General features: G+C 60.6%; 11 protein-coding genes. 3 read left to right on the top strand and 8 right to left on the bottom strand.

Translation table 11 applies throughout. The features are described 5' to 3' along the window. Positions 1-51: 51 nt before the first annotated feature. The 5 genes from G5S37_RS03190 to G5S37_RS03170 all read right to left on the bottom strand — a co-directional run bounded on the left by G5S37_RS03190 (position 52) and on the right by G5S37_RS03170 (position 13,324). On the bottom strand, positions 52-9,837 hold the full coding sequence (locus tag G5S37_RS03190) for an autotransporter-associated beta strand repeat-containing protein (protein WP_165200773.1): 9,786 nt from the start codon (positions 9,835-9,837) through the stop codon (positions 52-54). A 333-nt stretch (positions 9,838-10,170) separates the two neighbouring features. Then, entirely contained in the window at positions 10,171-10,740 is a 570-nt protein-coding gene (locus G5S37_RS03185) for a hypothetical protein (RefSeq protein ID WP_165200771.1), read from the bottom strand. A gap of 10 nt (positions 10,741-10,750) precedes the next feature. Then, on the bottom strand, positions 10,751-11,629 hold the full coding sequence (locus G5S37_RS03180; RefSeq protein WP_165200769.1) for an HAD family hydrolase: 879 nt from the start codon (positions 11,627-11,629) through the stop codon (positions 10,751-10,753). 108 nt (positions 11,630-11,737) lie between these two features. After that, a complete protein-coding gene (locus G5S37_RS03175) occupies positions 11,738-12,634 on the bottom strand; it encodes a TIGR01777 family oxidoreductase (protein WP_165200767.1) in 897 nt (298 codons plus the stop codon). A gap of 57 nt (positions 12,635-12,691) precedes the next feature. Next, positions 12,692-13,324, bottom strand: coding sequence for a PDZ domain-containing protein (locus G5S37_RS03170; protein ID WP_165200765.1), 633 nt, complete (start codon positions 13,322-13,324; stop codon positions 12,692-12,694). A gap of 220 nt (positions 13,325-13,544) precedes the next feature. Here G5S37_RS03170 and G5S37_RS03165 point away from each other — a divergent pair, with 220 nt between their 5' ends. From G5S37_RS03165 to G5S37_RS03155, 3 genes are read left to right on the top strand one after another with little or no spacing between them, the layout of a single operon-like run. Continuing rightward, the gene (locus tag G5S37_RS03165; protein WP_165200763.1) at positions 13,545-14,648 is read left to right on the top strand and encodes a glycosyltransferase; all 1,104 of its coding nucleotides are present in this window, start codon (positions 13,545-13,547) and stop codon (positions 14,646-14,648) included. 14 nt (positions 14,649-14,662) lie between these two features. Further along, positions 14,663-15,265 (top strand): HAD family phosphatase, encoded by a 603-nt coding sequence (locus G5S37_RS03160; RefSeq protein ID WP_165200761.1) that lies wholly within the window; start codon positions 14,663-14,665, stop codon positions 15,263-15,265. 55 nt (positions 15,266-15,320) lie between these two features. Further along, entirely contained in the window at positions 15,321-16,067 is a 747-nt protein-coding gene (locus G5S37_RS03155) for a DedA family protein (RefSeq protein WP_165200759.1), read from the top strand. Positions 16,068-16,461: 394 nt separating this feature from the next. On the opposite strand, the gene G5S37_RS03150 is transcribed toward G5S37_RS03155, so the two are convergent. From G5S37_RS03150 to G5S37_RS03140, 3 genes are all read right to left on the bottom strand, one after another. After that, the gene (locus tag G5S37_RS03150) at positions 16,462-17,598 is read right to left on the bottom strand and encodes a sialidase (RefSeq protein WP_165200757.1); all 1,137 of its coding nucleotides are present in this window, start codon (positions 17,596-17,598) and stop codon (positions 16,462-16,464) included. A 92-nt stretch (positions 17,599-17,690) separates the two neighbouring features. Then, positions 17,691-18,815 (bottom strand): hypothetical protein, encoded by a 1,125-nt coding sequence (locus G5S37_RS03145; protein ID WP_165200755.1) that lies wholly within the window; start codon positions 18,813-18,815, stop codon positions 17,691-17,693. 47 nt (positions 18,816-18,862) lie between these two features. After that, positions 18,863-20,383 carry an arylsulfatase gene (locus G5S37_RS03140; RefSeq protein ID WP_165200753.1) on the bottom strand — a complete coding sequence of 507 codons (1,521 nt, stop codon included), beginning with the start codon at positions 20,381-20,383 and terminating at the stop codon, positions 18,863-18,865. Between the last annotated feature and the right edge of the window lie 17 nt (positions 20,384-20,400).

The raw sequence follows: 20,400 nt of genomic DNA, 5'->3' as shown, positions 1-20,400 counted from the left end.
CCTCGGAGCCAGTGCAAGTGCCCACTTACATTGATTCTGGGGTCAGGGCGCCTACCTCCCCGCACGACGGCGGCGCATGAAGAGAGCGGCCACGCCGAAGACGAAGAGCATCGCGCGGCCCGGTTCCGGAACGACCACGAGGACGCCGTACTGCGAGAAGGCGCTCACGTCCCAGGACAGGCCGGTGCCAAGCGTCGGAAGGTCGAGGTCACCGGCGATCACGTTGCCGGAAGCGTCGTACACGGTAAACGAGCCCACATCGAAGGTGCCGGAGATGTTCGACAGGGTCAGCCAGTCAACGAGGTTGAACACACTGCCAAACCCGCCGTTGAAACCGGTGCCGAGGGACACCACAATGGAACCGTCGCCATAAGCACCGGTGGCACGGTCGCCCACGGTAGGCGTGGAGAGGGCACCGGTGATCTTGATGTAGTCACTGTCGCCTTCTACCGCAGGCGCCACATTCCACACCGCCACTTCACTGCTGTTCTGCTGGAGATAATCCAACGCATTGACCGCCGTGCCGTTCATGAGGGCATTCCTGAAGCCCGCGCTATTCAGGGTGGCAATACCCAGGGTCATCTGGATCTGCGAACCAGTGTTCACCGTCAGATCTCCACCGATGGTCAGCGTGCCATGACCCGTGCCGAGATTGGTGCCGGGTTTGAGGATGCCGGAGACACCCGCCGTGGTGCTGCCCAACGTCACCGACGACGCAATGGTGCCAGTACCGGAGAGCACTGCGGTGCTGGAGAGCGGCGCAGTCTTCGCCACGGTGAAGCTGCCAGCACCGGAGTACGTGGCACTGTTGAAGTGCATGGTGCCGTCATTCACCTGCGTCTGACCGGTGTAGGAGTGCGTGCCTTCCATGTTCACCACGCCCGAGGTGGTCTTCACCAGGGTGCCACCGCCGTTGTACTCACCCAGGTTGCGGAGCGTGCCCTGCTGCAGGTTGAAGACAATCGTCTTGTCGGCCGCAGAACCACCGATGGCCTTGCCAGTCATGTTCAGCGTACCGCCATTCAGCGTGACTGTGGCCGTGCTGGTGCCTGCGCCGCCGCCCCGGACGATGTTGCCGTTCATGGTGACATTCGCCGTTCCGGAGATGTTGATGGCGGCCGTGGCGGCCGTGCTGGCAGCGGCCGTGGCCATCGTGACGGAGGTGCCCCCCGTGGTGCCGACAGTGATGTTTCCGCCCGTGAGATTCAGGGTGGCGGTGACTGCCGTGCCTGCCGTGAGGGTGCCCGAGGTCCCGGCGAAATTCGTAATGCCCTCTACGATGTTCACCGTGCCGCCACCGAGGTTCATGATGCTGTTGGTGGTCCAGTTCGTCGCCGTACCCGTCGACGGATTGGCGGACCTTGTGGACATGACCAGCCTCTGCATGTCGAGCGTGCCCTGATCAAAGGAGAACGTGTTCAAAAGGGCGTTGCCGCGATTCTGCGAGCCAATGGTGACGACTCCGAGGAAGAGATCCGCGTTGTGTCCCACGGTGCTGAAAGTATTGCCCGCGATGTTCGTCGTGCCGGTGCTGGTGCCGCCTGCGGTGGCCATGTTAAAGGTTGCGCGACCTGTTCCGGCGGCGTTGCGGATGAAGAGACTGCCGGACGCCGTGTTGAACACCAGGGCACCGTAGTCACGCGTACCATTGCCGATGAGGATCTGATTGAAGTTCAGCGTGTTCACTCCCGAACCCAATCTCATTTCGTTAATCTGATCGGCAGGATTGTTGAACTGGCCACCATCACCGATGATCAATTGATGCGCGGTAAGCGTCGAGTTTTGCGCGAGCAAGAGTGTGCTGTACGAGCCAGTGGTGTTTCCACTTGAGAGGTTGCTCACGCGCACGAGGCCATTGGTCGTATTGAGCGACACATTCATACTGGCCAGGCCGCTGAAGTCGGCGATGGCACGGTTGCCAATGCCTGCAGTGCCTGCATCATAGCCGCCCACCCGGAAAAAGGCGCCGCTGGTAAGGTTGGTCACGTTGAACGAACCTGCACCGTCGACATCGAGAGAAGTAGTACCCACACCGGTGGCCGGCGCATAGCCCACCATCACGTTGCCTTCGACCTCCAACGACTGACCAGCGCCGATGGTGATGGTATTGGCGGTGGCACTGTTGGTCTGCACCGTCATGGCTCCACCAAACTTGGCGCTTGCCGAGCTCAGATCGAGATTGCTGGCGGTGGCACTGCCAGCCGTGGCGCCGAAGATCAGCGAGTTGCTGGTGAGAACGAAGGCGGTTTGCGAAACGCCGAACACCGTGGTGCCTCCATCGAGTGTCGTCGAACCGAAGTAGTTGAGCGTACCGTTGAAGGTGACGGCGCCACTTCCGGTCTTCACGAGCGAACCCGAGCCGCTGATGTTCTGATTTACCACGTACGTACCGGCGCGGTTGATGATCAGGACGCCATTGTTCACGACGTTGCCCGCACCCAGCGTCCCCGTGGTGCCACCTGCACCAATCTGAAGAGTACCTAGATTGATGGTCGTGGTGCCGCTGTAAGTGCTGTTCCCCGAAAGGACAACCGTACCCGCGCCGGACTTCGCAAAGTCACCCGTTCCCGAGAGACCTCCCGAAGCGGTGAGCGTGGCACCCGCATCCGCCACGTGCCAGGTCTGGCTGGTGGCCATGGCAATCGCCGCGCTGATGTTGATGCTGCCGGAACCGGCGGCAAGGGTAATGCCGCCTGCTCCCAGCGTGAGGGTGTGCGGACCGCCCACGGTGGTGTTGTTTCCACCGGTGCCGGATCCGGACATGAAGGTCACACCACGCACGGCGATATCAGCGCCAAGGGTGGTGGCATAGTTGGCCGCACCATTCGCCGCAAAGAACACATCCGTGTTCGCGCCTGGAGCGACTCCCGTGTCGACGCCACTGGTGGCAGTCGTATCCCAGTTGGTGGAGTTGGGTGCGATTTGATAAGCTGACCACACACCTGTGCCAGTGCCACCCAAGTCGCCCTTCCAGTAGGCTACGGAAGGCGCCGCTGCCGCGGTGACATTCAGCACCAGATTGTTCGTGCCGGAAGTATTGAGCGAATAGGTGAAGCTGCCCGGATTGAAGATGGTACCCAGCGTGAATTTGCTGAAGTCCATCGTGTCCGCGCTCTGGATCAGATTGTAGCTGGAGAGCGTGGGCATTCCGTTGATGAAGATATCCGTCAGCACACTGTTTCCCCCGATGGTGAGGGTCTGACCCGAGGCAAGAATCAGCTTGTCATTGGTCGCACCATTGATGCCAAATCCCAGGGTGGCAGAACCACCGGCACTGCCCAGCGACAGCACACTCCCGGTACCGTTGAGGGTGAAGTTGCCAGCCGGGCCGGCGGCGGAAGCATTGAAGACCAGGGACGCGCCATTGGCCACGGTCGTGCTGCTGGAGGCTCCCAGCGCCGCGGTATTGCGAAGCTCAAGCGCACCTGCCAGCACGCGGGTCTGTCCTGCATACGTGTTGGCGCCGGAAAGTATGAGACGTCCCGCACCCTGCTTCTGCAGCGCGGTCTGTGCACCACCGCTGATCACACCACGGACAGTCAGCTTGTTCGCAGCGGCTCCCGCGACATCGATATTCACCACACTGCCACCCAGATCGATGGCCTGGTTGTTGCCCAAGGTGTTGTCTGCCCCGGTGCTGCGCAGCGTGGCATTTTCATGGATGCGGATGAAGTTGCCCACCGCATTGTTTCCCAGGCTGGAGCTGAAGCTCAGCACGCCTTCCTCAATCGCCAACTGGCCGGAGAAGGTGTTGTTGCCATTCCACTCGACCGTTCCCGTGCCACGCTTGATGTAGGTGCCAGAGCCGGCCATGTCGCGCGTAAGCGTCAATGCCGTGCCGGAGGTGTAGTCGAAGACAACCGAGGCGTTGTTCGTGATGGCACTGTTGAAGACGGTTGTATTCAGCAAGTAGAGCACACCGCCCGAAACCGTGGTGCCGCCCGTGTAGCGAATCTGATTGCCGCTGAGAGTCTGCGTGCCACTGCCCAGCTTCACGAGGGAGAGCGGATTCACGTCTGCGGTGCCTGAAGAGTTGTCGCGCAGGTAGCCGTTGTAACTGTAGTCATCGTCACTGTTCAGCGTCAGCGTGGCCCCGCTGGTGACCACGTCAGATTCGCGGTTTTCAAGAACGCCCGCACCGGTGGAGTCCGAGATGCCGGCCACGGTCTCATTGTGGCCAAGCATTTTGAAATAGGCCCACCTGCTGGAGCTGGTGGAGCCATTGAAGATGATGACGCTGGTATTGGCGATCTGCTCATCCGCACCCAAGGCCACGCCGGCAATACCAGCAGCAGGGACGACGGTGGAGCCCACCTGCAGGTTGCCAGTGATGGTCTGGTTCGTAATGCCATTCAGTACCACGCCCTGGGAGACACCGGTGTTCGCCCCTGTGGTGCTGGAGGAGTGTCCTGCGACAAACGTGCCCGTGTAGGTGGATGCGCCCTGAATGGTCATCAGGCCGTTTCCAGTCTTCGCCACGGGACCGGTGCCGGTGATGTCCAGGCCGTTTGCCCATACGGTGTTAATACCGTTGGTATCAATGAATCCGCCGGTTGCTGTGGTAGTGAGCGCGCGGGTGGAAAGATCCTCGGCAAAGCCAGCGCCGAGGCGTAGCGTACCGCCGGCAAAGTTGATGGCGCCGGTCCCAAGATTGGTCAGATTCGAAATCTGCAGCACACCTTCGTTGAGGTAGGTGCCGCCGCCGTAGGTATTCGTGCCGGACAGAACCAGCGTGCCGCGTCCCGCCTTCGTCAGTGAGGCGGTCGTGGAGTTCAAGGGCGAAGCGACATTGACCGTGAGCGTGGGCGTATTGGTCGCGGACGAGGGATTCACCACGAAGAAGAGATACTCATTGGTGGAGCCCACCTTGATACCGTCATCGAAACCACCCACGTTGATGGTGTGGGCGGATGAGGTAGTAGCACCGGTATTCAAGGTGAAGAGGAAGGCGCCACTGGTCACCGTGAGAGCCTGTCCTGCACCCGTGCCGGTAAAGGCGAGCGTGCCCGCGTCGGTGGTGTTGTCATGCAAAATCAGGGAATTGACGGTATTGCCGGTCAAGTTGGCGACGCTGGCATTCAGCACTTCACGCACGTTGTCCTGAGCCGTGCCCGCGGTGGCGTAGGCCCGATATTCCGTGGCGAGATCGAGGGCCACAAAGCCCCGGTTGTCCACATACGTGAGGAACGTGTTGCCCATGTTGGTATCCACCAGGGCAATTGTGGTGTTTTCACCGATGGCCCAAGGAACGATGCTCACATTCTTGTTGCCCGCACCGACGGCAGCGCCGCCGCCCACGAGATTCGTGCTGGCGAGGAAGGCGACTTCATTGGCGCCATCGGCAATCTTGAGCTGGCCACGGGAGTTCGTGGTACCGCCCAGATTGATGCCACGCACATCGAGAGTGGTGCCCACATTGCGGACAAAGTTCGAGGCGATGATGCTGGCAATGCTGACGTTGGTGCCAGTGCCGGTGCCCTCCAGCGTGGCATAGTTGGAGCCGCTGGCGATGGTGAGCACACCGACGCTTTCTGTTTCGTCCCCGTTGTTGTCCGTGCGAATCATGAGACCCTTGGGACGGGTCTCCCCACTCCAGGCGCCGTCTGCCGAGTGCAGGGTGATGGCGGCTGTATTGGAAAGGCGATCGTTCGGGGAACTGTCATCATTGTTATCAATCATGAACGAACCACCCTTGTTCACGATGATTTCGGCGGCACTGCTCAGGCGTCCTGTCGAGCCCGCTATATAAACCAGGCCTCCATTCACTGCCAGCGTGCCGGAGAAACCCGTAGTAGTGTTTCCCGTGAGTTGGAGGTTGCCGTTCCCCGTCTTGGTAATGGTCGTGTTGGCTCCGCCGGTGAACACACCCGCATAAACCGTGTTGGTCGTGCCCTGATTGATATTCAGCCGGCTGCCGTTTCCAAGAGCGACGGTACCACTCGAGATATTGGTGGTATCCACGCCCAGGCGGCCAACGGTTTCGGTATCGCCGTCACCAATGGCGAGAGTAGCGCCCTGCTTCAGGTGCACGACGGTGGTGTCGCCAATGGCATTGCCACCACGAGCCGTGAGGGTGCCTTCATTGATGACCAAGGTGCTGGTGGCGGCGAAGCTGTTGTTGCCTGAGAGGATCAACTCACCCAGCCCGCTCTTCGTGAGGCCGGCGCTGTTCACGATGTTCGAGGCAATCTCAAGACTGCCCAGCGTGTTGTTCTGATGAATGATGAGTTCACCCAGGGGGGCCGTGGCAGAACCTGCGATCTGACCACCGCTGATGACGATGTTGCTCGCGCCTACGGCGGAGCTCACCAAGATGCCGCCGCTGCTGATGGTAAGCCGGCGGTTGGGGAGTGCACTGATGGAGGAGGACGGGGTGTCAAAGGTGAGGCTGTTGATGACCGAGGCACGATTGCCAATCTGACCGGTGAACGCCCCCGTGCTGACCACATTGTCCGTTCCTACCCACGTGCCGATGTCCGATTTCAGTGCCTCGGAAGCCTGGACGATGTTGCCCAGTGCATTCGTGGCGGCGAAGCGCGTGGTGCCTCCCGTCGTGAGGGTGGCATAGTTGAGGAACGTGTTCAGCGTCGTGCTGTTGGCCATCACATTGGCCGTGCCATACGTGAAGGCCACCGTGCCGCCCAGCGCGGTTCGCGTGAGCCCGCCCAGATTCAGCGTGACACTGCTGCCTGCGCCCGCACCCGCATTGAGCGCCACCTCGGACGCCCCCGCCAGAACCGTGGTGCCCGTCACCGTTTCCGCCGACGCGCCGCCGGCAATGCCGTTCATCGTCAGCTTGCCTCCACCCACCACATTGGGCTGAGCCGTGCCCAAGGTCAAAGCTCCGCCAATCTTGCTGCTGTTGTTCGTGGAATAATCCAGAATCAGTTCGCCTTCCTGGATGGCGGTGGCGCCCGTCGCAGTGCGGGTGCCTGAGAAGGTCACCACACCATTGCCCACCTTTGTGATGCCACCTGCGCCAGCCAAAGTGATGTCAGACCCGATGCTGCCATTTCTCAAGGAGAACGTGCCGGCGCTGGTGATGATGCCCTTCCCCGTAATGCTGCCCGTGTTGCCACCGGAAGCGCCCAACTGAAGACCATTCGCTCCGAGGCTGATGTTTGCCGTTGCGCTCGGGTTGGCTGGGTTGCCAAGGTGGAGAAACGCGGCCCCCGTACCGGTGGAGGCACTGTCGCCGATGAGCAATTGGTTCACATCCGTGCCGAAGAACGCATCGTCTACGTACACGTTCACCCGGCCGCCATTGCGGATGTAGAATTCATTTCCGCTGAACACATCTGCCGCCTTGAGGTTCACGATGACGCTGTCCGCGAGACCCGTGCCGTCGATGATGACGTCATCGGTTGCATTGAGCGCATCCATGACATTGGCGTTGATGACACCTTCATTGATGTTCCAGTCGTCCGGCGCGGAGGTGGCGCCATTAAGATTCCAGGTGCCGGTTCCGTTCTTGTTGAAGTCATCCCCAGGGCCAGCCGCCCACAGGGTCGTATTGTTGAGATTGCCCACACCCGTGCCGCCCAGGCTCATAGACCCGTCAGTGACAGTGAGGGTACCTGTGAGCGTGAGTTCGCCCACACCGCTCGCCTCAATGCCGCTGGAGGCGGACATGGTAAAGTCCCGATTGGTCGAATGCCCACCCACCGCGGTGCCAATGTAGCGCAGAGTGCCTCCCGCGAGAGCGATGGTGCCCGCCGCTGCCGTGGTAGGAGCACCGAGGGAAGTAATCCCGGTGTTCACGTCTCCGATGGTGGTAACTGCCAGCACGCCTGCGGTGATGGTGGTGGTGCCGGTGTAGTTGTTCGCGCCGCGGAGCTCCACGACGCCACCACCGACCTTATTGATATTGCGCGCCCCACCGCTCTCCAGGAGGTTCGCGTCAAACCGCACCGTACCTCCGGTAGCGGCGGTGAGGGTGAGATTGTTGGCGAAGGAGATGTTGGTCAGGAAGGTCGCCGTGCCGGTGGTGTTGGAGCCACCCACGGTCATCACACCGGTGGAGCCGGAGTTGACGGTGAGGGTATTGCTGAAGTTGACGCCATCCGCACCGAGCAAGAATCCGGCGGCCGTCGTGCCTGAGGTGTCTCCCACCTGCACGGAGGCAGAGCCGAGGGCAGAGCTGGTATTCACCTGGGCATTGCCCGCCTTGACGAGCAGTTCCGAGCCCGCCACCAGGCTGGTCGCATCGGCCCCGAAGATCAGCGTGCCCAATCCCAGTTTGGTAATCGTGCGGGCCGAGGCGCCACCATCCACAGCACCCAAGGTGAGGCTGCCAACGCCCGTACCCTGGAGAGCGTCGAGCTGGAAAATGGGGTTTCCGGTCAGCGTGGTAGCGCCAAAGACGAGGTTACCCACGGCATTCGTCTGGAGGTTGGCTCCCAGGGAAACGGTGAGGGTGTGGGAACCCATCGTCAGCGTGCCCATCGTGTGGGTGATGCTGGTGGCGGAACCAGTGGAACGCCCCGGGGCGATAGTGACATTTCCCGTCAGGGTGACGTTGCTACCGAAGTTGGTATTTCCCGTGGTACGGAGGTTCAGCGTGGTGCCACCCGCCATGGTGATGGCTGCCGACGCACCCGTCGCTCCAGTAGCCTGGGCATTCTGCAACTGGAGGATACCTCCGTTGACATTGATCTGGGTGCCCGTGTAGTTCGTGAAGGCATTGCCAAGCCACAACGTGCCGGCGCCCGTCTTGGTGAGGGTGCCGGAACCGAAGAACTGGCCCGCGTCATCCAACTGCAGGGTGCCTGCGGCCATGACATCGACCGTGCCGCCACCCGTGCCGATTTGCAGCAGGTTGTGCGTGGTGGTGGTGGTGGCGCCCGGATTCACCGCGGTGGTCGTAGTGATGGCCATCTTGCCGCCGTTGGTCAGGGTGATGGTGTGCGAGGTGGAACTGGCCACCGTGGCGCCGCCCCAGTCCGTAAGGGCGTTTACATTGAAAGTGGCTCCATCGACCACAATATCACCGGTGAAGGTGTTCGTACCGCTCAGGTCCAGCGTGCCGGCGCCGCGGATGGTCAGGGCCGTATTGGTACCGGGAGCAGCTTGGGTGGAGTTGCCGGGCCCCCCGCTGATGACACCGCTCAAGGTGAGCACCGTGCTGGCGTTTGTGATTTCGATAACATTGCCCACCGAGCTGGCAGCGGGTGCAGCCAGGGCGATGGCGCGGCTGATCGTGGCTGTGGCGCCAGTGTAGCGCAGCGTGGCTGTGGTAGTTGCCGTCCCCAGGTCCAAAGAGTTAGAGGTACTGCCCAAGGCGCTGTTGTTGGAGAACGAGAGCGTACCTTCCCGGATGGCAAATCGCTTGCCGGTGCCACCGAAGGTATTGACGCCGTTCAGCACCAGCGTTCCTGAGCCCGTCTTGGTAAGCACCGTGGTGCCGGAAGGGCTGCCAGCAATGATGGAGTCGATGGTGGCAGTCAACCCCGCCGCCACATTGATGTCCCCCGTGCCCCCGGCCGCGCTGGCAATGCTCAGGGTACCGCCTGTCAGCGAGAAGGTTCCCTCTTCAAACCTCAGCCCGGAAATATTCTGAGTGCCTGAAACGGTAATAATGTAGGTACCACTGGCATCCGTCCCCGCGGCAAACACTGCCGTATTTCCACTGGTCCACGCGGCGGTGGACCCGGTGCCGTCCGAGGCGGCGTTCCACAAGGGGTTGGTATTCCAGATTACGGTGGATCCATCGACGGCCCCCGATCCAGCGGTGGTCCCATTGACGTCCCAGTAGGCGTCCGCTGCATGCGCGCGAGGGTTGAGAAGACAGGTGGACGCCAGCAACGCGGCGCCCAAGAGCAACTTGGGGCACTTCATAGGGGGTTTTTAAGGGGCGAAAAAGGCAACAAAGTTGCCATTTCACGATCCGCCAGACAAGCCTAAAGGTGCGTCCTAGAGAATTCTTTGCGATCCTCCTGCATCCTGCACGGCGATTACGATAGGCTTCGGGCGGATTGCGTGCCGCGGGGCACTGAGCTCGCTTGCGCCCTAGCACGGCCCCGCTTTGCCTGAGTTCAGCAGCGCTTGCACGGACGGCGGCGGCGCATGAAGAGCGCAGCCAGACCGAAATTGAAGGTGAGGTTTCCCTGGAACTTCAGGTTCGCTCGCGCTGTGCAATCCCGTCATACACAGGAGACAGTCACTCACCTTTCATTCGTTGCTCCAAACCTCTTCAAACTTCAACCCCTTGAAACCTAGAGCGAGGTATTGGGCATAAAACTCGTCTTCTGGTTCATCTCTCCCTGCAAGAGCATAAATGGCGACTCTGTGAGTCTCAGGTATCTTGAACAGATTCCAGTCGCCGATCCGGTCGACATGGAAGCCGTATCTTTTCACAGTAATGGCGAGCTTTCCGTCGGGGGTCCATCTAGCCTCTGTGGCGCTCCGGTCCAGGCAATTGTAGCAGACCATGGGATTGAAGACATAGATATCTTCACCAGTCTCATCCAGCTTTGCGGGCAACACTTCCCCACTGTAGCCGATGATTTCACCCAAAGCGCTCTTCGCAACATCCTTCGAATAACCCAAGGCGCCGAGCGTTACGTTGAAAAAATCTCCACGCGCGGTGCGGACCGGATCACGCGGATAAAAGTTCGGAGACGTCCATGTTGCTCGCATGCTTTGCAACTGGAACGCATTTGGAATTGTCCAAAATGGATCCTTCGGCTCCACCAACAAGCTCCAGAAGTCGTAGTCGGCGTCGACGCGAAAAATTTTCATTGCGCCCTCCCTAAAACCCCGGCGCACTCACCATGGAGTTGTCCACTTCAGCGCGTTTCCGGCGCACGATGCCATCGGCGATTTCGGAAATCATTTCCTCCAGCATGAGGCGGAGGTGGCTGCCCTTCCTATAATCCGCGGGGGCGATGTGCTTCACGCGATCCGCGTGCGCGCTGAGCTGCCAGCACTTGCGGAAGCTCTTGCGGGTGGCGTCATCCGGGCTGTACACGGCGATGGCATTGCCACCGTAGCGGCGCATGAGGGTGAAGCAGGGCACATCCGTGGGACCGTCCCCGAGATAGACCATGTGCTGGAAGGGAATGGGCCGCATGTCTGAGGGCATGTGATCATTCACATCCTCATGCGGCTCCAGCATGCCCTTGTTGATGCGGAAGAGGAACTGCGTCTTGGTGGTGTGTCCGATGACGCGTTTCGGGAAGCTGATGCGTCCTTCGCGATCCTCCGCGAATTCGCAACCGAACACGGCCTTCACATGCGGGCGGAGCACGCTGCCCTCCAGCAGCTCGCGGAGTCCGGAGCTGATGATGTAGTGCTCAAGCCGCACGCCCAACGCACGATGATCGGGCCCCAGCAGGGACTCCAGCTCGGTGAACATGTCCGGCAGGCCGGGATAAAGGCGCAGCTTCGGTCCAAGCGCGCGCAGCTCGGCATTGGTGGGCGGGTCCGGCGTGAGCAGATCCAGCATGGTCTTCAGATAGGCCAGCTCATTGTCATACCCCTGGTCATCCACAAGCGACTGACTGCGCTTCCAGAATTGCTCCACGCTGATGCCGTAGTGCGGGAACACGACGTCATCCGTCATGTAGCCGGGACTGAGTGTCTGATCAAAATCGTAGACGAGGCCAATGGTGGTCTGAGCGGCGGACATGCAGGGAGGAGGGAAGCGAAATCGGCTGACGGCTGGGTCAGGCGGCGAGTTGCAACCTCATCGAACACGAGAATGATGCTTGGGGCAACCTTGAACCCACCGCTCACCTCACACGCACATGGCAAGGGCGTGCTCCAGGTCGGTGTATTTGAACTCGTAGCCGTTTCTCAGCGCTACTTCCGGCTTCGCCCGGGCGCTCTCGAGCGCGATGCTGCCCAACTCACCCAGGACCAGCTTCAGGGCAAAGCCCGGCACGGGGATGAAGGTGGAGGTGTTCAGCAGATTGGCGATGGTGCGGGTCATTTCCGCATTCGTCACCGGATTGGGTGCGGTGAGATTGATGGGTCCGTTGTAGCCAAGATTTTCAATGGCATCGAGAATAAGGCCGACCTCGTCATCGATGTGGATCCAGGGCACCCACTGCCGCCCATCCCCGATGCGGGAGCCCAAGCGCAGGCTGAAAACACGACGCAGGAGCGGCCACGCTCCCCCGCCTTGGCCTACGACCATGCCGGTGCGCAGGTACACGACCCGCACGCCGAAGGTGGCCGCGCGGCCCGCTTCACGTTCCCACTCCGCGCAAACATCGGCGAGAAATCCCCAGCCACGTTTCGAGGATTCCGTGAGGATTTCATCGCCACGATCGCCATACGCCCCCGTGCCGCTGGCGCAGAGGAGGGTCTTGGGACCATCCTCCTTGCAATTCTGGATCGCATCCACCACGCGGCGGGTGAGGTCCACGCGGCTGTCGCGGATGCGCTGCTTCTTCGCCGCAGTCCAGTAGCCATACACGGTCTCCCCGGCGAGGTGCACGAGTGCATCCAGACCAGAGGGATCCAGCGCCGGTTTGTCCCCCGTGGGCTGGATGGGGCGGGTCTCATCGGCATGGGGCACGTTCCCGTTTTTCTTGCGGGAATAGGCCACGATGCGGTGCCCTCGTTCCTTCGCCGCGAGGGCCAGTGCCTTGCCAATGAATCCCGATGCTCCCGTGATGCCGATGACCATGCCTGATTCAAGGTTCTGGCCGGGAAGACACAAGCCAAAACCGATTCACACACGCATTCATCGCACTTTGGTGGGGGCAGCCTGAAGGTCCCGCCGGGCGATGCGCGCCAAGGTATAACTCACCACGCTCTTGTCTGACTTTTCGACCTCCAGAGTCACCTTCGTGCCGACAAGTCCACGGACGCGGGCGGAGATGTCCTTGATGGAAAGTCCGCTGACGGGGTGCCCTTCCACAGACAGGATGATATCTCCCACCTGAATTCCCGAAGTCTCCGCAGAAGAACCTACTGCGATCCCACCTACTTTCGCCTTACCTCCGATGTCGAACAACAGGACACCAATGCCTCCTTTGGTCCTGTCTTCCACGAACTTCACGGGATCCGCAAACTCCTCCAGCTGCGTCTGAGCCGGCTTGGCCGCTGGGAGCACGGAAGGACCACCGATGATGACTAGGTCCGCCGGTGGGAGCGGATCAGCCAGGGACGGGCCAATCGCCGGATCCAGCACCAACGTGTCCGTGGTCGGGAAGAGGGAGGGGTCGACTGCCCAGCCCGCATCCACGGGAGAAGGCTTCGAAGCGGAGCTGGCTGCCGCTGCAGGCGGGGAGGGCAACACGCTCTGCTTTGGCCGGAGCACCCAGAACATCCCCCCAAGGGACAGGGCAATGATGATACCGACCGTGATTTTCATAGGGGTGGAATGATAGCGAGAGCAGTCGCCTCCCGGCAAATCACGCCTAAACTAAAACGCCACCCGCTGACAAGCCTTTTCCAATCCACAGTCGAGCAACTTTCTCCAGCTCCCCGGGATGCGCCTTTCTTTATGAGCAGTATACAAAACTGGGGGTGTGTCTAATTTGTCATTTTTCCTTCGCACTCTTTTGCGACACGGCTATTTCCCTTTTCTCACGGTGATACTTCTACTCACGGCAGGCTTCGGCGACGGGCACAACACGGCGGCGCGCAATGTGCGCCACGCGCTGGAACGTCTTTCCCCACAAGAGGAACATCTGGTGGTGGACGTCTTTGATGAGGCGCATCCGGTCTTCGCGCCGCTGATGAAGCAGAACTACCAGATGATGATCACGCGTGTCCCGAAGGCATGGGCGTGGTTCTACCGGAACAGCGGAGGACTCAAGTTCGACAGCAAGCCGGACGTCACCGCCGGTCTTCGCAATGCCATCGGGGAACTGCTGAGGAAGCACCAGCCTCGCGCCATCGTCTGCACCTATCCCATCTACTCGAAGTTGCTGGGCCAGCTCCGCACCATGGGGCACCGCGTGCCGCCGGTCTACACGGTCATCACGGACTCCATCAGCATTCATCCGCTGTGGTTGATTGCCCCGAGTGAAGGCTACTGCGTGGCAGATGATGCCTCCCGGGACAGCGCGCTGAAGCTGGGCGCAGAGCCCGAGCGGGTGCACGTGACCGGATTCCCGGTGAGCCTGGATTTCATGACACCTCCAAAGCCGGAGGAGAGCATCTCCAAGCACGGACGCATGCTCTACCTGCCCTCCACGGGAGTCAGCCACGTGGCCAAAACGCTGGAGTCCCTGCGCCCGCTGGTGAGCGCCGGGGTGCGACTGACCCTGCCCGTGGGCAAGCACGCCTCCCGCCTGCATCATGTGGTGCGCAACTTCACCGACTCCCTGCCGGGGGCGGACATTGAAGTGCTGGGCTGGACAAATCAGATTCCCAAGCTGCTGCAGACGCACGACTTCGTGATCTGCAAGGCGGGCGGCGCGATCCTCCACGAGTCACTCGCCGCCACGTGCCCGGCCATCATCGACTACGTGGTGCCCGGTCAGGAGGAGGGAAATGCCGAACTGCTCACCAGCCATGGGTGCGGCGTGACCACCCGGTCCGCCGAGGAAACAGGCCGGGAAGCCGCGAAGATGCTGGAGCACAACCGTGCCGAGGCCCGCCGCATGAAGGCCAACATGCTGGCCCACAGCATGCCGGATGCCGCCATGCGCATCGCGCAAGTGGTGCTGGACAATTCCCAGCCTGCCTGAATTCTAAGGACCACATGTCCCGGGCCCTGCTGTTTGACATTGGAAATGTGCTGGTGCGCTTCGACTTCTCGCCTGCCGCCCAGAAGTTTGCCACGCTGAGCAAAGCCACCGCCCAGGAAGTGCTGTCCCTGCTGGCCCCCTTCAAGGATGACCTGGAGAGCGGGCGCATCGCGGATGATGACTTCATCGCGCAGAGCGTGGAGCGCATCGGCTTCCGCGGGACACGCGAGGACTTCGTGCAGATCTGGGGGGACATCTTCACCGCGAATGATCCGATGATTGCGCGGGTGAAACAGCTCTCCGGCCAAATGCCGCTGTACCTCTTCTCCAACACCAGCGGCCTGCACAAGGCTTGGCTCTTCGAGAAGTTTGATGTGTTCGGGCTTTTTGCAGGAGGCATCTACTCCCATGAGGCCCGCTGCATGAAGCCGCACGAGCCCATCTTTCATGAGGCCATCAACGTCTTCGGCCTGGAGCCTGAGCGGACGCTGTACATCGATGACCTGCCGGACAACATCGCAACCGGCAGGCGTCTTGGGTTCCAATGCCACCAGTACCACCCGGACCGTCACGAGGAGTTTGAACCCGCCCTGACCGCCTTTGAACAGCGGGTTTGAGCGACGCAATTTTCAGTTTCCCCCCCTGACTCCGGGTGTAGAGTCCGCCCCGCCTATGGAAATGCTTAAGGACTTCCTCCACTTCGTGATGCATCTCGATGAGAGCCTGCCGGACTTCATCCGTCAGCATGGCGTGTGGATCTATGGCCTGCTGTTCCTCATCATTTTCTGTGAGACCGGCCTGGTCGTGACCCCCTTCCTGCCGGGCGACTCCCTTCTCTTCGCCGTGGGCGCCGTGGCTGCGAATGAAGCGATTGGCAATGAATTGAACCTCTGGTTCGTGATTCCGCTCATGTGTGTGGCAGGCATCTTGGGAGACGCCGTGAACTATTCCATTGGTCGGCGGCTGGGTCCTGCTGTCTTCAATCGCGAGGGCGGTCGCTTCCTTCGCAAGGACTACCTCCTGAAGGCGCAGGCCTTCTATGAGAAGCATGGTGGCAAGGCCATTGTGCTCGCCCGCTTCGTTCCCATCGTCCGCACCTTCGCCCCCTTCGTGGCCGGTATCGGCCGCATGCGCTACACCTCCTTCGCCTACTACAACATCATGGGCGCGATCGTGTGGGTGGTAAGCCTCACATTGGCAGGCTACTTCCTGGGCAATATCCCGGTCATCAAAAAGAACTTCGAAGCGACCATCATCCTGATCATCTTCGTGTCCCTCCTGCCGATCGTGTTCGAATGGTGGAAGGCACGCAAGGAATCTGCGCATGCCGCCAAGACGCCTGCGCCTGACAAGGGCACTGGCGCTGGTGCAGGCATTCCCGCCGTCGCCGAAGTGAAGGTGGAGCCGACGTCGAACTGAGTTGGAAGGTAGAAGGCTTTTCCAGAAGCCTTGCCCTATCACAATCGACCTCCCAGGAAGCGTCGTCATCCATACCGGCTCCCGATCTGCGCTTTGCGTCGTGGAGTGCGGTGGCAGTGGCCTCCCTTGAGGCCACGACACCGCTTTGACCGAAGCGACAAAGTTCCCTCGATCGACGGAAGCCACAAATACCCCAGGCTCCCTTGATGATCCAAGAGTGTTGGAGTGACGGCCAGCTATTGAGACACCACAATCCTCCGCTCAAAGCGGTGTCGCGCTTGAAGCTTGCCACCGCACTCCAAGCTGCAAAGCGCTTCGTCGAGCTGTATAGGTTATTTCAGCACGATTGATTTCGGGAGGTGTTTCGCCCCTGAAAGGCTTCAGGAGAAACCTTCTACTTCCCACCCGGCTTCAACCACCACTCAAAGAACGCATAGACCTGCGCGTTCGATTCCTCATTCGGGCTGTGGTCTGGCCGATTGGTCATGGCCACACGGTTCTCATAACCGAGCAGTTTGTTCACCGCCACAGCATGATTGAGCGCCATCCAGCGCGCAGGAAAGTCTTCCGAACCACCGGACACAAGGAACGGGCGCGGAGCCATCAAAGCATGCAGTTCCTGCAAGTCCATCCCCTGCTCGACCAGCTTCGTGTACGCACCAGTACGGGGGCTTTCCTTCGTGATGAGACCCGGTTTGCGCGTGAGCTTCGCATCCAAGCCGAGGTACCACGGCTCCCAATAGTTCACACTGGGACGCGCTTCATCAAAGACCACGCCGCCGTCCGACCACACGGCGCAGGCATACTTGTCCCAGAAGCACGAGCCGAACATGGACCACTTCCCGCCATACGAATGGCCCACCACGCCAATGCGCTTGCTGTCCACCTCAGGCAAATCCGCGAGGGCCTGCCATGCATTCGCACAGATGTAGCCGAGGTAATGCAACGGCTGGCAGGCCACGCCATCACCGAGCACCGGCTTGCGCGCATCGCCACCGGGTGATCCAATGCACAGACTCACGAAGCCGCGCTTGGTGAGCTGATAAGCAAAGTCACGCAACGGTTTATCCGTGAGGCCGGCACTCGTCTCCGGGTCATAATAAGGCACGAACACCGCGGGGAACGGCCCCTTGCCCTCAGGTACGAGGAGATAACCCATGCCCGTTTGCCCCGGTCCGATTTCGAGGCGGATGCGATGCTGCATGAAGTTCTCCCGCTGCTTCGTCTCCAGCTTTTCCAGCTTTGGATGCTCAATCACCGCCGGCCATTTGCCAATGACCGACTCCCATGTCTCACGAATCTCCGCACGTCGCTTCGCCCAGTCCTCTGGTGTCTTCACCTCACGTCCATCCTTGAAGAGCAAGGGTGAACGGTGCGGGCTGAGCTTCCCTGCGAACTCCGCCGGCGGCTGGAAGAACTTCGCGATGGATGATGGCGGTGGACCGGGATCCTGCGCATACAAGGACGTGGCGATGGCAGGCAGAGACAGCAGCGCGAGTAGCGAGAGGAAGTGATGCCGGGAAATGAGCATGCCATCAATACGCGTTCCACCGCTCCATCTACCGGCAGCTTGCAGTGACTACCTCGCCGCTTCCTGCGAGCATCTAGCATTTTAACGACGCTTCATTTCAATCCCGAGAGCACCGGCTCGGATTTCAGCACCATGGCAAACACTTTGCGACGCTCAGGATTCTGGTCGGCATTGAAAATCTCCTGCAGACGTTGAACACTCTTCTTCATCGGCGAACCAACCGCGTAGAGAGTGACCTCCGCGGCGGTGGGCATGTGATTCGGGTCAGAGAGTCTGCTTTCAAGAAAAGAACGAAAGCTCTCCGGCCACTTTTGCTGCTTGAAACTGGCTGGGCGATTCATGGCTTCCAGCAGGCTTTGCTGCATGCCCTTGCTCGCACCCCGGGCGGGATCGGTGAGCCATTCTGCGGTGTGCAGGAGATTCCCTTCCGCGCTCAGAGCATGGATGGCGGTCTCCCGCACCCGGGATTCTGTGGGATGCGTTTGCGCGATTTTCCACAAGGTGGGAGCACTGGACTCCCAGGAACGGCTGGCCAGTTCACCACAGGCGCTCCGTTGAGCATTCTCAGGCCAGCCGCCGTAGAGCGAGAACTCATCCTTCTTGATGCGCTTCCTGATGTGACCCGGCAGTTTTGGCATGCCATTCAACGCCACGTCGCAAAGCACATCCGTGGGCGCAGTCATGATGGCCAACGCATCCCTGGCGCACCATTCGAACCAGAAGGGGTCGATGCGGGCTTCCACCTCGTTAGACTTCAGTTTTCCCCATCTGTCATTCACAAACCGGTAGCGGACCTTGTGCTTGGGGAAGTCTCCGGGGTCATTGAAGATTACCCACCACACCACAAAGTGTTTCGCTGGCAAGTATTTGATGCGATTACCACTCGCTGGCGGCGGCGTGATGCAGTCCACATCCGTGCGGGTGAAGGGTTCCGTGCGGCGCCAGTCTTTGGGTGGCACCAAAGCCTCACGTTTCAGCAGGGTGTCGTTATCAGTCAGCGGAAAGTCGGCATCCTGATTTGTGTCATTGATCAGATACAGGGCAATTGCCTCGTCATCCGGGCTCCCAACGTGGGCATGGAGGCTCACGCTCCCCTTCTGCACAGGGATATCTGCCGGGAGGCTGGCCAGCGGCGTCGAGAGAGGCTCCTGTGCCGCGACAGTGACGCAGCCGAAGAACAAGGCCAGCCACCACGCATGCCTTTTTTTAGCGTTCATAATATTGGAGCTTAGCAAAACCCCACCCCATTGCCAAGCCTCCAGTATCAGTGCGGAGTGCCCTCGGTCGCGACCTTGTCGAGCAGTGCCTTCATCTCCGCCACCATCTCGGGATGCGAAGACGCGACATTGGTCTTTTCACCGGGGTCCTTGGTGAGATCGAAAAGCTGCATCTGAGGATCGGCGCCGGTTTCGGTATTGGTAAACTTGCTCACCTTGGGGCCATTCGCGGGTGTGATGAGTTTCCACGGCCCCTTTCGCAGCGAGAGTCCGGCGGCATGCTCCACAAGGTGATTGCGGCCTTCCTTGCTCTCGCCCAGCAACGCGGGGAGAACATTGAGGCTGTCCGGTGCATCGCCCTTGGCAAGGGTCTGCCCGGTCAATGCGGCAAAGCTTGCAGACAAGTCTACCTGGCACACGAGTGCATCGGAGGTGCCGGGCTTCACCTTCGCAGGCCAGCGCACGATGAATGGCACGCGGGTGGCACCTTCGAAGCGGGAATACTTTCCACCACGATATTCGCCAGCGGGCTTGTGGTCGCCGAGCTTTTCCACGGCGCCATCCTTGTAGCCGTCATCCACCACGGGGCCATTGTCGCTGCTGAAGATGATGAGCGTATTCTCCGCGAGCTTCAGTCGCTCCAGCGCGTCGAGAACCTCGCCCACGGACCAGTCGAGCTGCGCAATGGCATCGCCACGCGGACCCATGGGCGTCTTCCCCACGAAACGCGAATTCGGCACACGAGGCACGTGGATGTCATGCGTGGCGAAGAAAAGGAAGAAGGGCTGGGCATTGTTCTTGTTCGCTTCGATGAAGGACACCGCCTCACGCGTGATGACATCGGCGAAGTCTTCATCTACCCAGCGCGCGGACTTGCCTCCGGTCATGTAGCCGATGCGGCTGATGCCATTGATGAGCGCCATGTCATGACCGTGGCTGGGATGCAGCTTGAGCATGTCGGGATTCGCCTTGCCCGTGGGCTCACCGGGGAACGGCTCCTTGTAGCTGACCTTGATGGGGTCGTTCGGGTCCAGGCCCACCACCTTGTGATCCTTCACATAGACGCACGGGACGCGGTCTCCGGTGGCGGCCATGATGTAGCTGGAATCAAAGCCCACCTCCATCGGCCCGGGCTTTACATCCGTGTTCCAGTCCACATTCCCCTCGCCCAGCCCGAGGTGCCACTTGCCCACCACCGCAGTCTTGTAGCCCGCCTTCTGCAGCATGGAGGGCAGCGTGGTGCGGCCCGGCTTGATGATGAGACCCGCATCTCCGGGCAGCACGCCAGTGCCCTTCTGCCGGAAGGCATACTCCCCCGTGAGCATGGAGAAGCGCGAGGGAGTGCAGGTCGCAGAGGAGGAATGGCCATCCGTGAAGCGCAGACCTTCCTTGGCCAGGCGGTCGATATTCGGCGTGCTCACGCGCGTGGCTCCCTGGCAGCTGATGTCCCCATACCCCAGGTCGTCTGCGTAGATGAGCACGATGTTCGGCCGGGCGGTCTCCGCGGCGCTGAGGAACGCGGCAGAAGCGGCAAGATGGAGGGCTGCGATGAGGAGAAAGCGTGACATGTTCCTGCGGCAACGTC

The sequence above is a fragment of the Roseimicrobium sp. ORNL1 genome (assembly GCF_011044495.1).
Classification (GTDB): domain Bacteria; phylum Verrucomicrobiota; class Verrucomicrobiia; order Verrucomicrobiales; family Verrucomicrobiaceae; genus Roseimicrobium.
This window is presented reverse-complemented; position numbering and strand designations above follow the sequence as displayed.